Genomic DNA, 14,160 nt, shown 5'->3' with positions numbered 1-14,160 from the left:
TCTACTTCTTCTTACCAACCTCGTCTTTTAAAATAGTAGTTAACATTGGTCGATAAAAATTCCAAAAGAAACTTTTGCGCTCCATCGGATCTTGTGTATCGAACAGTAGAAACTTGAAAAACCCTATTCCTTTAAAATAAGAAGAAGTCATAGAAATCGGGTTATCACAGAAATCTCCAGAGAAATAGTAGAACTGATAATCAGCAGCATTATGCATTAATACTGCAGGAAAACTTTCTGGAATACCATATTTCTTTAGTTCTATTTTTCCCTTCTGATTAAGATAAATTTTAAAATCAGCTACACGCTTATTAATTTGTTGGTTTGGAACAATCACATCAAACCAAAATGGATATTTAATTTTTTCGGGTAAAGAAAATTTATCTTGTCCGTATTTAGAACTAACAATATAAGGTAATGGATTACTTAAGTGGGTGCTATCTTCTAAAATTACTACTTGATCAAAATCACTTACAAAAGCAATTCCTGAACGTTTAAATGGCCATTTTTTATTATTTGCCGCTTTATAGTTTTGCACTAACCATTTTGGTAATTCCATATTAACAGCAGTATCTAAACTATTAAAGTAGCGAGCAGTCCAACCTGTCCAATGCATCCCAAAAAGCTGTTCAAATCGATTTCTGTTCTCTACACTTGTTGGCGATCCTATTGTATTGAACTCTGTGATGATAAGTTTGTGCTTAGCTTTCATCATTTCTAAAAAATCAAGATCATTAGTACTAAGTCCACCGTATAAGATCCCAGAACTTCTTTCGGCATTTTGTTCGTTGTACCATTCCTTTTTATAAATGCCATAGGTATCTGTAAAATAAGCTAAGTTAGCATCATCACTTAATTGTTTAAGTTGATTGTTAGTAAAACGCTCTAAACCTTTTAACCTAAACCTTTCCTTATCCTTCGGGAAGAAACCGAAATAATCATTACCTACATGGTATCTTTTTTTACTTGTTTTTGTGAATTTTTCTTGATTTAGAACCCAATCTAAAGAAATATGTTCTTGTCCATCCCTAGTTAAAACAGTTTTATCAACAATGGCTACTACCAATTTTGTTTTTGGCGTTAAAAACCAAACAATCAACATCAACAAAGGGATGGCAGGTATGAGCCATAAAATCAATAATAACTTGTTTCTTTTCATAAGAATTAGAATCTCCTTAAATAGCCAATACCAAAATCTAACTGATTACCCTTTGTATCTTTTAAGTATTCTTGGTTATCGTATCCAACTTTCAGCGTCAACACATTAAAGGTCTTAATAGATTTTCTATAGCCTAATGAGATATTATTGGACTTTAATCGATAGGTACTAGAGTTAAGAAGTACATTGCTTTGATTATCATCTGGAGATAAACCTGTGCCAAGTGCTAAACTAAAATAATCATCTACTCCACCAAAATAATAACGTGTGGTTAAGGCATAGGACTGAGAAACGGCGTTAGTTGAAGGAGTTAAATAGGTGCGGAAATTAAACCAAAAACTTTTGTAATATTTACTTACTGAAGCTGTATAAATCCATGTGTTATCACTGAAATGTAGGAATCTAAAACCTGCTTCAGCTTCAAAGCTTAATGGTAAATTAGCATAAAGCGAGAATCCGCCTCTATACTTTGGAAAAACTCCAACTGTATTAGAAACTCCTCCACTTACATATGCATAAAAGGTATTTGAAATGCGAGGGTACATATCAAGTTCGAACTGATACCCATTCGTATTAAATCTATTTGCATAATTTACTCTGCCAATAATCGACCCATATTTAGTTTGTCTACCATAATCAACACTTACTAAATGCCAAGGATCATTAAATTGTTTATCAAAATAAATATAATCGTAGCTTAAACTTACTTTGTTTTTTGCGCTGTTCTCTTTAATTCTACTGGCCAAAGAGCGTGCTTCAGTTAAAGAAGGATTGTTTTTTAAAACTTCACTCACTACCTCATCAGCCTCCTGCCAACGTTTTAAATCATTTAAAACTTTTGCCTTTAACAACTTTAGTGGCTCAGATGTTGGCACATTTTTAAGTCCATTGTTAACCACAGTTAATGCTTTTTCAGAGTTGTCATTCCAATATTCCAAATAGCCCAAGCCAACATAAGCATCTTCATATTTTGGCTGCTTGGTAATTACTTCATTAAAAGCCAAACGAGCGCTATCTGGTTTTTTCGACCACGTATATAAACGACCTAAAAACACACGTATATCTGCATAATCTGGGCTTCCCTGTAAAGCAGTTTTACTTAAGGCAATTGCTTTAGGGTAATTACTTTCATCGAATGCAGCTTTACGAGCTTGCGCAAAAAGATCATCAGCAGACTGAGCTTTTACACCTGTAATACAAAATAAAAATATAAATAAGAGAGGTATACTATACTTCATGGAATACTTAATAATTAGGGATGCATTTAAAGGTAATTAAAAATGCAAAAAATACAAGGATAAATAGCCAAAATAAATGGTTAGTTGTTGAACCTACAAAGTTGATAAAAATTCTTTGATTTGACCTACTAATTAAAAATGTACAAAAAATAGAATGTCAAAAAGTGCTTATATGAGCTATATAGGTACTTTAAAAATATCTGACAAAAGAATGATATGTATTTTTAAAACTGTTTATACATTTGCTTAACAGTGTTAGATTATTTTATAACACTTAAATTAAAATGGGAAGTAAAGAAAGAATTCAGCGTCAGAAAGAAGATACCCGTAAGAGTATTTTAGATGCTGCTTTACAAATTGTAAAACAAGAGGGTTGGGCTGCTTTAAGTATGCGCAAAATTGCTGATGTAATTGAATATACAGCACCAATTATTTATGAATACTTTTCCAATAAAGAAGGTATCTTATTTGAATTGACCAGACAAGGTTATATGCATTTAGGTGTTAAGGTAAAAGCTGCAAGAGATAGTAAAACAGATCCAGAAGAACAATTAGAAGCAATGTGGCTAGCCTATTGGGATTTTGCTTTTGAAGAAAAAGAGTTTTACCAATTAATGTACGGCGTGCAAGTTAATTGTTGCGAACTCTACACTAAAATGCCTGAAGCAGAATATACAACGGATTTGTTTTATGATGCGATTGAAAAATTATTGACCAAACAACCTGTGTCTGAAGATACCTCTTGCTTAAAATATTATACTTTCTGGTCGTTAATTCATGGCTTGGTTTCTATTAATTTAGTTCAGAAAGGAGCCAATGATGAGATTAATCAGCAAATCTTAAGAAGTGCGATTAAGGCAATTATTAAAACTATTAATGACTAAACATTTTTTTTGCTCAATAATCTAACGCTGTTAGATAAATTATATACGTTAAAATAAACAAATAAAATCTCAATAATTATGAATTATATCTCCAAATTTGCTCCAATATCTAACAATGTTAAATTATTTAACGAATGGGTAATTCTGTTAGTTATTACAGTCGTCTTGTTTTTAGCTAGTTGTACAAACACTCCTGATCAAATGGCAGCAGCCCCTGCACCAGCATTACCTGTAATTACTATTAATGAAAGTTCACAAGAAACATTTGTAGATTATCCAGCTTCTATACAAGGTGCTACGGACTTAGAAATTCGTCCACAAATTGCTGGAACAATAGATAGAGTTCTTGTAAACGAAGGACAATTAGTAACTAAAGGTCAATTGCTTTTTAAAATTTCTGAACTTCCTTTTAGAGCCCAATTAAATACAGCAAAAGCTGCGCTACAAGCTGCAAGAGCTGCTGTGTTAAATGCACAACTTGAAATTGATAAGCTAACTCCATTAGTTCAAGCAAAAGTGGTTTCTGCGTTTCAACTGCAAACTGCAAAAACAGCACATGAAATAGCTTTAGCAAATGTTGAACAAGCAAAATCTAATGTGAATAGTGCGCAAATCAATTTAAACTATACTCAAATTAAAGCGCCAATAAGTGGCTACATCGGCAGGTTGCCTAAAAAACAAGGCAGTTTGGTGGGTCCAACAGATGTTGAATCTCTAACCCAACTTTCTGATGTTCGTGAAGTACATGTTTACTTTTCTTTAGCAGAAACCGACTTCATCAATTTTAACGCAAAATACCAAGGCAATTCGGTTGCAGATAGAATTAAACATTTGCCAGCAGTTTCTTTGGTTTTAGCAGATCAAACAATTTATCCTTCAACAGGGAAAATAGACATGATAGACGGTCAGTTTGATAAAACTACAGGTGCTATTACATTAAGAGCCAGTTTTGCAAATACACAAGGTTTATTAAGATCTGGCAATACAGGTAAAGTGAGATTGGGCATTGAACATAGTAATATCCTATTAGTGCCGCAAGCTTCAACTATCGAAATTCAAGATAAAGTGTTTGTATTTGCAGTAGGTAAAGACAACAAAATAAGTAAACAACCCATAAAGGTGCTAGGTACAAGCGGTACCAATTATTTGGTAGAAGATGGGTTGAAATCAGGAGACCAAATTGTATCTAAAGGTTTCGAAAGTTTAAAAGAAGGAGATTTAATTCAGCCTGAAAAAATAAAAGCAGTAACTGCTTATAACGCCTCAAATAAATAATAATAAGATGTTCAAAATATTTCTAAATAGACCGGTTTTAGCGACGGTTATTTCTATCCTTTTAGTAATTCTAGGTGTACTAGGATTATCTAAATTACCACTACAACAATTTCCAGACATAGCTCCTCCTGCTGTTCAGGTGATGGCTTTTTATCCAGGTGCGAATGCAGAAACGGTATTGCGTTCTGTAGCCCCATCATTAGAAGAAGCAATTAACGGGGTAGAAAACATGAGTTACATGAGCTCTACAGCAAGTAACGATGGATCATTAGTAATTACAGTTTACTTTAAATTAGGTACCAACCCCGATCAAGCTGCTGTAAACGTTCAAAATAGGGTTTCGCAAGCTACAAGTCAATTGCCAACCGAAGTTGTACAAGCTGGTATCACTACCGCAAAACAACAAAACAGTTTAATTATGGTGGTCGATCTTTTCACGGATGATGAGAAAAACTACGATCAGACTTTTTTAGCTAATTACGCTCAAATCAATATCATTCCAGATATTAAACGTATTCCAGGTGTGGGTTCTGCAAGCATTTTTGGTGGCAATAAAGATTACTCGATGCGAGTTTGGTTAAATCCTTCGAAAATGGCAACCTACGGATTAACACCAAAAGAAGTAATGGCTGTTATTCAGGATAAAAACTTAGAAGCTGCACCAGGTAAATTTGGCGAAAGCAGTAAAAAGTCTTTTGAATACGTAATTACTTATAAAGGAAAATTAAACAAGCCAGATGAATATGGCGAAATGGTTATCAAAGCTAATCCCGATGGTTCTATTTTACGATTAAAAGATTTAGCAAGAATAGAATTTGGTGCATATTCTTATACCAATTTTACTAGGGTAAATGGTAAACCAGGTATTAATATCGGTATTGTTCAATTAGCAGGTTCTAACTCAAATCAAATCCAAATTGCTATTGCAAAGCTGATGGAAAAATCTTCAAAGAACTTTCCAAAAGGCGTAAAACACTTAATCTTATATAATACAAAGAATTCACTAGATCAGTCAATTGATCAGGTAATACACACGTTAATTGAAGCCTTTATTTTGGTTTTCATTGTTGTATTCATCTTTTTGCAAGATTTCCGTTCTACGTTAATTCCAGCTATTGCAGTACCAGTAGCCATTTTGGGAACGTTTTTCTTCATGTGGATTTTCGGCTTCTCAATCAATCTCCTTACACTTTTTGCGTTGGTTTTAGCAATTGGTATTGTCGTCGATGATGCAATTGTGGTCGTCGAGGCGGTACACGCAAAAATGGAACATCGCCATTTAGCGCCAAAAGTTGCAACTGCTGCCGCGATGAGTGAGATTACTGGTGCAATTATTTCCATTACCCTAGTTATGTCTGCTGTGTTTTTGCCAGTAGGATTTATGGAAGGCTCAACAGGTTTATTTTATAGACAGTTTGCCTTTACCTTGGCTATTGCGATTGTAATTTCTGCAGTAAACGCATTGACGTTAAGTCCAGCTTTGGCTGCCTTGTTTTTGAAAGAAATTCATCACACAGGTGCGGAAAAGAAAACGTTTAAAGAGAAATTCTTTGCAGGCTTTAACTCAGGATTTGAGAAAATTACCAATCAATACACCAATACGTTAAAATTCTTAGTTCGCTTTCGTTGGTTGACATTAGTTGGCTTAGCTGCGGTAATTATTTCTACGGCAGTGATGATAAAAAGAACCCCATCAGGCTTTATCCCATCAGAAGACCAAGGCTTTTTAGCTATCTCACTTTCAATGCCAGCAGGAGCATCTTTAGATCGTACAACGGATGTAATTAAACAAGCGGAAAGTTTACTAGGCAATATGGAGTCTAAACAAACTTTAATGGGTTTATCAGGTTTCAATATGCTTACACAATCGTCTAGTCCATCATCAGGAGTATTATTTGTGTTGTTGAAATTAACAGATGATAGAGGTAAGATAAAGGATATTGATGGAATTATGAATGAAGTTAGGGGCAAATTATCAGCCATTAAAGGTGCTAATTTCTTTGTGTTCACTTTTCCAACTGTTCCAGGGTTTAGTAATATCGATGGATTAGATATGGTGCTACAAGATAAAACTGGTGGCTCATTAGATAAGTTTAGCGCAGTTTCTAGCAATTTTATAGCAGAGCTGATGAAACGTCCAGAAATCGCCTTTGCCTTTACCTCATTTAAATCTGACTATCCTCAATTAGAAATGAAATTAGATGAAGTAAAAGCAGCGCAATTGGGTGTGAGTGTGAAAGATATTTTGCAAACCATGCAAGCTTATTTCGGTAGTGCACAAGCATCAGACTTTAACCGTTTTGGTAAATATTACCGAGTGGTTGTGCAAGCAGATAAAACAGACCGTGCAAATTCGGCCGCAATGGATGGTGTGTTTGTGAAAAACAAAACAGGTGAAATGGTTCCAATTAATACCTTGGTAAAGTTGGAAAGAGTTTATGGGCCAGAAACAGCATCACGTTACAATCTATTTAATTCAATAGGGTTAAACGCAATGACAAAACCTGGTTTTAGTTCTGGTGATGCCATAAAAGCAGTAGAAGAAGTTGCAGCAAAACAATTGCCAGGCGGTTATGGCTATGAATTTTCTGGAATGACCAAAGAAGAGCTTTCGTCTGGTGGACAATCTGCTATCATTTTTATCCTGTGTTTATTGTTCGTTTATTTCTTGTTATCAGCTCAGTATGAAAGTTACATTTTGCCTTGGGCGGTAATTCTATCTATCCCGACAGGAATATTTGGTGTATTTGCTGCAATTGGTTTAACAGGAATTTCAAACAACATTTATGTGCAGGTAGCACTAGTTATGCTAATTGGTTTGCTGGCTAAGAATGCCATTCTAATTGTAGAGTTTGCCATTCAGCGTAGGAGAGCAGGAAAAACTTTATTATCAGCATCGCTGGAGGCTGCAAAATTAAGGTTACGTCCAATTATCATGACTTCATTAGCATTTATTGTAGGTATGATTCCAATGATGAGAGCCGTTGGGCCATCAGCATTAGGAAATCACTCTATTAGTATTGCAGCAGCAGGAGGGATGGTTTTTGGAGTTATTTTGGGCGTATTCGTTATTCCTGTATTGTTTATCATCTTTCAGTTTTTACAAGAAAAAATTACCGGTGCTCCATTAGCGGTTGAGCACGCAGAAATACATTCAGAAAATCATGGAAACTAATCAAAACAATCAAACACAACAAGAACAACCAGTTTTAAGTGAGTTCTTGCCACTAATTTCCTTGTGGTTAAGGAAATGGTACAATTAAAAATATAATAAAATGAAAACAATAATAACTAGTTCTCTCGCAATCTTGCTTTTGGTGTTAAGCAGTTGTGGTCTTACAAAAGACATTGCAACACCAGTTAAAGATGTACCTATTAACTTTAGGGGGACAGCAACTACTGAAGATGCTAGCATTGGCTCACTACCAGTAAAAGAGTTTTTCAGTAATCCAGCAATGCTGAATTTAATAGATAGTGCGCTACTTAGAAACTTCGATTTACAAATTGCCTTAAAAAATATTGATGCAGCAGAGCTGATTTTGAAGAGAGCGAAATTGGGTAATATTCCCCAATTGAATTTGCAAATTAATGCAAGTTCAAATCGTCCATCGGATAACAGTTTAAACGGATTAAGTACTTCGCAATTTTTAAATACAAGTCACATTGAAGATTATAACGCAAATCTAGCTTTAACTTGGGAGGCAGATATTTGGGGCAAGATTAAAAAACAAAAAGAAGCAGCATACGCTGGATATTTACAATCTGCCGAGGTTAAAAAAGCCGTACAGACTAGAATTGTAGCAGAAGTAGCTTCAGGCTTTTACAGATTATTAATGCTTGATGCACAATTAACTGTAGCCAAAAGAAATGTAGAATTAACAGACAATACATTAAAAATGATAAAAATGCAGTTTGATGCTGGCCAAGTTACATCATTAGCTATTCAACAAGCAGAAGGACAACAGTTAAGAGCAGCTCAATTCATTCCTCAAATTACACAAGAAATAAGTATTCAAGAAAATGCCTTAAGTGCTTTAACAGGAAGATTTCCTTTTGCTGTAGAACGAGCAATTACTTTAGAGCAACTAACTGTTCCAGATCAATTGGCAACTGGTGTGCCGGCAACGATGTTAAGCATTAGACCGGATGTGAAAAATGTAGAATTAGGATTGAAAATTGCAAATGCTAAAGTTGGTATTGCAAACGCAAGATTATATCCAAGTTTAGTGATCTCTGCAAGTGGCGGATTGAATTCTTTTCAAGCAAGCAATTGGTTTAACATTCCAGCTTCATTATTTGGTGTTGTTGGTGGAGGAATTACCCAACCCATTTTTCAACGCAAAGAGTTGAAAACCCAATTTGAATTAGCTAAAGTAGAAAGAGATCAATCGGTTTTATTATTCAGACAAGCTGTAATTGGTGCAGTGGTAGAAGTTTCGAATGAACAAGCCAAAATAGTTAACCTTAAATCTGAATATGCTATTGCTCAAAACAGAGTGAAAACATTACAATTAGCGGTTAAAAATTCAGACTTACTTTTTAAAAGTGGAATGGCAAATTACTTAGAGGTAATTACCGCTCAAGGAAATTTATTACAAGGGGAATTAGATTTAACTACCTTAAAAACAGCACAATTAAATGCTAGTGTTTCTTTATATAGAGCACTAGGTGGAGGTTGGCAATAGTATTTCGTTCATCATGCTGACGATAGTTTAGCAAAGGTTCCATGTTTCATGGAACCTTTTTTAATATTGTGGAATTTTAACTTCGAATTTCGTTCCTTTTCCTTCAATAGAGCTAATTTCTAGTTTACCTTTTAAGCCATCAATTAAGTGTTTAACCATCACCAATCCAAAACCATAACCTTTTTCGCCTACGGTACCATCTGAAGATGTATTGGTTCCATTTAAAATACGATCGATAGATTCATCGCTCATCCCAACTCCATCATCAGTCACTGCTATGTTTAAATATTTTTGATCTTCAATTGTTTGCAAATCTAAATCTACACCTACATTCCCTTTCTCTGTTGTAAACTTAAGTGCATTGGAAATTAAGTTCCCTATAATTTGTAGCAATTTATTTTTAGAAAAACCTATGGTTTCATTTGTTTCATTAATATGTACAGTGAAATTGATATCCTTGTATTTAGCTTGAGGGGTATACAACTTTAAAAGTTTCTCTTTTAGTACTAATAAATTAAAATCATCCTCTTTTAACGGTTTGCTAATCCTTTTTTCTGTTAAAATTTCATCTGCCAAATCTAAAACAGATTTACCACTGGTATGTATTAAGTTAACCATTTCTAAAATATCTGCAAGCTTGCTATCATTACCCTGATCTTGAATAATTTCAGAAACCCCAATAATACCGGCTAACGGACCTCTAATATCATGAGCAACCTTCTTACTCGTTTCCTTTTCCGCTAAGAGTCTGTTTTTCAAATCTTCAATAACCTTTATCGTATTTAGTCTTGTTATAATTTCTTTGGCGATTATTTTTAACAGCTCAATTTTTTCTGGAGTTAATTTCTTTTGCCCCTTATCTAATACACATAGTGCCCCAATGTTATGTCCGGTATTTGTTTTTAAAGGAACACCAAAGTAATAACGCAAATTAAGTGGATTGGCTACGTATGATTTATCTTGAAAACGAGTATCGATAGAAAGATCTTCTACTTCGAAATGATCATCTTCTAATATCGTGTATTGACAAACCGAGTCTTCTCTAGCCATTTGGTCTATATCTAAACCAAAATTTGAGACTGACCATTGTGTATATGAATCAATCAGATTAACCAATGAAATATCGGTTCCTGAAATTTTTGCTGCTAAGCGAGTAAGGTCTTTAAAAGTGCTTTCTAAGTTTGAATAATCAATATCAAATTCATATAAATTTAATATTCTATCCATTTCATTTGCAGGGATCGGGACTATATTTGTAGGCATTTTTTAAAATTTAGCGTTCAAAACTGTATTTACGTAAAAGTAAATCTTAAGGTTTTAATCAAACAGCCCTTCCAAATTTAAGAAAGGCTGTTGATGTAATGTGTTCCCGACGAGATTCGAACTCATATCGATGGTACCGGAAACCATAATTCTATCCATTGAACTACGGGAACAGTTATTTAATGCCTAGCAAAAATATAAAACTATTTTGGATATTAATAATTGGCTTTCTGAAAAGAAAAAGGCACTTTTGCAAAACGATGTAAACAGAAATAAGATGTAATTTTAAAAATAGTGTTATGGAAGAACTGCTAGTAGATGAAATATTACAATTGTTAGAAAACGATAGTGATAGGCAGTTAAAAACCTATTTAAATGAACTCAACATCTCAGATGTAGAACATTTAATAGACGAACTTCCACAACATGCTGTTAAATTCATCGAAACACTTTCCATCAAAAGAGCCGTAAACGTATTTCGTATTCTCGATTTCCCTACGCAAGAGCGGATCATTAAAAAACTTCAAAACAATAAACTAACAGAAATTATTAGGCAACTACCGCCCGATGATAGAACCGCATTATTAGGAGAGTTGAAAGGCGACGCAGTTAAAAAGCTCCTTAGCCTGCTTCCAGATAACGATAGAAAAGAAGCGTTAAATCTATTAGGCTACAAAGAAGATAGCGTTGGGCGATTGATGACGCCAGATTTTATAGCCGTCAAAATAGAGTGGACAGTTAACCGTGTACTTTCACACATTCGTCGCTATGGTAAAAATTCTGAAACCATAGATGTGGTATATGTTATAGACAAAGACGGGGTACTTTTAGATGATATTCGAATTCGAGAAATTCTCCTAGCAGACCCTGAGGTTAAAATTGGAGAACTCACGGATAACCGTTTAATTGCTTTAAAAGTAAACGACCAGCAAGAAGAGGCAATTAATGTGTTCAGGATGAATAACAGAGTTGCTTTGCCTGTAATCGACGATCAGAATATCCTGTTAGGTATTGTAACTATTGACGATATTTTGTGGATTGCACACGAAGAATACACTGAAGATATGCATAAAATAGGGGGTACAGAAGCACTTGATGAACCCTATTTAGATATGCCAATTCTAAAACTTGTTAAAAAAAGAGCAAGCTGGCTAATTGTTCTTTTCCTTGGAGAAATGCTTACGGCAACTGCCATGCAACACTTCGAAATTGAATTGGAAAAAGCAGTAGTACTCTCTCTCTTTATACCATTAATTATGAGTAGTGGTGGCAATAGTGGTTCGCAAGCCTCTACTTTAATCATACAGGCAATGGCACTCGGAGAAGTCACTATTGCATCTTGGTGGCGAGTAATGCGACGAGAGCTTATTTCGGGATTACTATTGGGTTTAATCCTTGGCACTATTGGCTTTATCAGAATATCTTTATGGCAAAATCTTGATTTGTATAACTATGGTACACATTGGTTTCTAATTGCCTTAACCATATTTTTTACCCTTATAGGAATTGTTCTTTGGGGTAGTTTAATCGGTTCTATGATGCCAATTATCATGAAACGTTTAAAGCTCGATCCTGCTACCTCATCTGCACCCTTTGTAGCCACCATGGTAGATGTAACCGGAATTGTAATTTACTTTAGTATTGCCGTTTTAGTTTTAAAAGGGATATTGCTTTAAAGCTTTTGAAAAGCAATGCAATTTTCGTCATGGCGAAGGAGATTCTTCACCGACTGTAGCAATCTCCTCCATGCTTAAAACAGAAAAACTTGATAACCTGCAAATAGGAGATTGCCACTCCCGATGAAAAATCGGGATCGCAAAGAGGACTTGACTTCGACCAACAAAAAAAGCTACCCTTTAGAGGTAGCTTATATATTTTAAACAAAATTAAAACTTATACGTTAAATCTAAAGTGCATAATATCACCATCTTCAACTACATAAGTTTTACCTTCAACACCTAGCTTACCAGCTTCTTTACAAGCAGCTTCAGAACCAAGTGTTATAAAATCATTGTATTTAATCACCTCAGCACGAATAAATCCTTTTTCGAAATCGGTATGGATTACACCAGCAGCTTGCGGAGCAGTAAACCCTTTGGTGATTGTCCAAGCTCTAACCTCTTGTACACCCGCAGTAAAGTAAGTATACAAATCAAGTAATCGGTAGGCCGCTCTAATCAATTTATTTACACCAGATTCCGTTAATCCTAAATCTGCTAAAAACTCCTGACGTTCCTCATAGCTATCCAATTCAGCAATTTCCGATTCAATTTTAGCAGATATTACTAAAACTTCAGCGTTTTCATCAGCAACGTTAGCTTTAACTAAATCAACATATGTATTGCCATTAATTACCGAACCTTCATCAACGTTACACACGTACATTACAGGTTTTTGAGTAAGTAAACCTAAATCTTCAATAAAGTCAAAATCATCTTTTTCTACTTTCGCAGTGCGGATAGATTTTCCAGTTTCTAAATGAGCTTTAAACACAGAAAGAATATCGAAAGTTCTTTTGGCTTCTTTATCAGTTTTAGCCATTTTTTCTACTTTCTGAATACGTTTGGTTACTGTATCTAAATCTTTCAACTGTAATTCAGTATCAATAATTTCTTTATCACGAATAGGATCAACAGAGCCATCCACATGTATTACATTGCCATCATCAAAACAACGTAAAACGTGTATAATTGCACTTGTTGCTCTAATGTTCCCTAAAAACTGATTACCTAAACCTTCACCTTTAGATGCACCTTTCACTAAACCAGCAATATCTACGATCTCAATAGTATTTGGTTGAACTTTATTCGGTTTTACCAATTCTGCAAGCTTAGTTAAACGATCATCTGGTACAGTAATTACACCAATATTTGGTTCAATAGTACAGAAAGGAAAATTTGCAGCCTGTGCTTTTGCGTTTGATAAACAGTTAAATAAGGTCGATTTACCCACATTTGGTAAGCCAACTATACCACATTGTAATGCCATTTATATCTTAGATTTTAAATTTACGATTTACGATTTTCACCCTCAAAGGGCGCAAAGATATTAATATTTATTATGTTTATCTTTGAAAATCAATATAAAGACCTTAAAATGGAAAACTTAGAAGAGACCAACGAAACACCAGAACAAAACAATTTAGTAGTAAGTGAAGAAATGCGTAGCCACCTTTACGAAATAGCCAAATGGGCTGGCTTTTTAGCTATTGTAGGTTTTGTTTTTACAGGTATGATGGTTATTGGTGCATTTACAATAGGTGCTGCAATGAATTCTAGTCCAGAAATTATGCTGATGGCAGGGCAGATGGGTAGATTTGGAAGCATCTTTTTTACAGTAATTTGTTTAGTATATGCCTTTGCTGTTTTTTATCCAAGTTTATTAATGTTCAAATATTCTTCTAAAGCCAAGCAAGGCATTTTATATGGAGAACAAAACAGTTTGAATGATGCATTGAGTAAGCTAAAATCTCTCTTTAAATATTGGGGTATATTAACTATTATCTGTATCAGCCTGTATGCATTGTTAATTATCTCTTCTATAATGGCTAGCCAAGTTTAGTTAATAATTGGAGTTCGATTATTAAATTTGATAAAATGATTATTTACAGGTTATTGTAACGTCAAATCGTCATTGCGAGGTACGAAGCAATCCTA

Annotated in this window: 10 protein-coding genes and 1 tRNA gene; 6 read left to right on the top strand and 5 right to left on the bottom strand. The window is 34.5% G+C overall.

Going from position 1 to position 14,160, the window contains the following annotated elements:
• Position 1 precedes the first annotated feature (1 nt).
• Complete coding sequence (locus tag ACHMWN_RS16175; RefSeq protein ID WP_397303207.1) at positions 2-1,159, bottom strand: hypothetical protein; 1,158 nt, start codon at positions 1,157-1,159, stop codon at positions 2-4.
• Positions 1,160-1,164: 5 nt separating this feature from the next.
• Positions 1,165-2,397, bottom strand: a complete 1,233-nt coding sequence (locus ACHMWN_RS16170; protein ID WP_397303204.1) for a YaiO family outer membrane beta-barrel protein — start codon at positions 2,395-2,397, stop codon at positions 1,165-1,167.
• 284 nt (positions 2,398-2,681) lie between these two features.
• Between ACHMWN_RS16170 and ACHMWN_RS16165 the strand changes: the two genes are divergently transcribed.
• The 4 genes from ACHMWN_RS16165 to ACHMWN_RS16150 all read left to right on the top strand — a co-directional run bounded on the left by ACHMWN_RS16165 (position 2,682) and on the right by ACHMWN_RS16150 (position 9,241).
• Positions 2,682-3,281 carry a TetR/AcrR family transcriptional regulator gene (locus ACHMWN_RS16165; RefSeq protein ID WP_173273566.1) on the top strand — a complete coding sequence of 200 codons (600 nt, stop codon included), beginning with the start codon at positions 2,682-2,684 and terminating at the stop codon, positions 3,279-3,281.
• A gap of 78 nt (positions 3,282-3,359) precedes the next feature.
• The gene (locus tag ACHMWN_RS16160; RefSeq protein WP_397303202.1) at positions 3,360-4,556 is read left to right on the top strand and encodes an efflux RND transporter periplasmic adaptor subunit; all 1,197 of its coding nucleotides are present in this window, start codon (positions 3,360-3,362) and stop codon (positions 4,554-4,556) included.
• Positions 4,557-4,563: 7 nt separating this feature from the next.
• Positions 4,564-7,731, top strand: a complete 3,168-nt coding sequence (locus tag ACHMWN_RS16155; protein WP_397303199.1) for an efflux RND transporter permease subunit — start codon at positions 4,564-4,566, stop codon at positions 7,729-7,731.
• Positions 7,732-7,831: 100 nt separating this feature from the next.
• Positions 7,832-9,241, top strand: coding sequence for a TolC family protein (locus tag ACHMWN_RS16150; RefSeq protein ID WP_397303197.1), 1,410 nt, complete (start codon positions 7,832-7,834; stop codon positions 9,239-9,241).
• Positions 9,242-9,301: 60 nt separating this feature from the next.
• On the opposite strand, the gene ACHMWN_RS16145 is transcribed toward ACHMWN_RS16150, so the two are convergent.
• Both ACHMWN_RS16145 and ACHMWN_RS16140 read right to left on the bottom strand, forming a co-directional pair.
• A complete protein-coding gene (locus ACHMWN_RS16145; RefSeq protein ID WP_397303195.1) occupies positions 9,302-10,504 on the bottom strand; it encodes a GAF domain-containing sensor histidine kinase in 1,203 nt (400 codons plus the stop codon).
• Positions 10,505-10,605: 101 nt separating this feature from the next.
• Positions 10,606-10,677, bottom strand: a tRNA-Arg gene (locus tag ACHMWN_RS16140).
• A 126-nt stretch (positions 10,678-10,803) separates the two neighbouring features.
• Here ACHMWN_RS16140 and mgtE point away from each other — a divergent pair.
• Positions 10,804-12,180: a magnesium transporter gene (gene mgtE, locus ACHMWN_RS16135; protein WP_397303192.1), complete on the top strand. Its 1,377-nt coding sequence runs from the start codon at positions 10,804-10,806 to the stop codon at positions 12,178-12,180.
• Between the two features lie 217 nt (positions 12,181-12,397).
• Here mgtE and ychF read toward each other — a convergent pair whose 3' ends face one another.
• Positions 12,398-13,492 (bottom strand): redox-regulated ATPase YchF, encoded by a 1,095-nt coding sequence (gene ychF, locus ACHMWN_RS16130; protein WP_397303189.1) that lies wholly within the window; start codon positions 13,490-13,492, stop codon positions 12,398-12,400.
• 108 nt (positions 13,493-13,600) lie between these two features.
• Here ychF and ACHMWN_RS16125 point away from each other — a divergent pair, with 108 nt between their 5' ends.
• Positions 13,601-14,065 carry a DUF5362 family protein gene (locus tag ACHMWN_RS16125; RefSeq protein ID WP_397303186.1) on the top strand — a complete coding sequence of 155 codons (465 nt, stop codon included), beginning with the start codon at positions 13,601-13,603 and terminating at the stop codon, positions 14,063-14,065.
• The last annotated feature ends 95 nt before the right edge of the window (positions 14,066-14,160 follow it).

The organism is Pedobacter sp. UC225_61, from assembly GCF_044452285.1.
In the GTDB taxonomy this organism is placed as follows: domain Bacteria; phylum Bacteroidota; class Bacteroidia; order Sphingobacteriales; family Sphingobacteriaceae; genus Pedobacter.
This window is presented reverse-complemented; position numbering and strand designations above follow the sequence as displayed.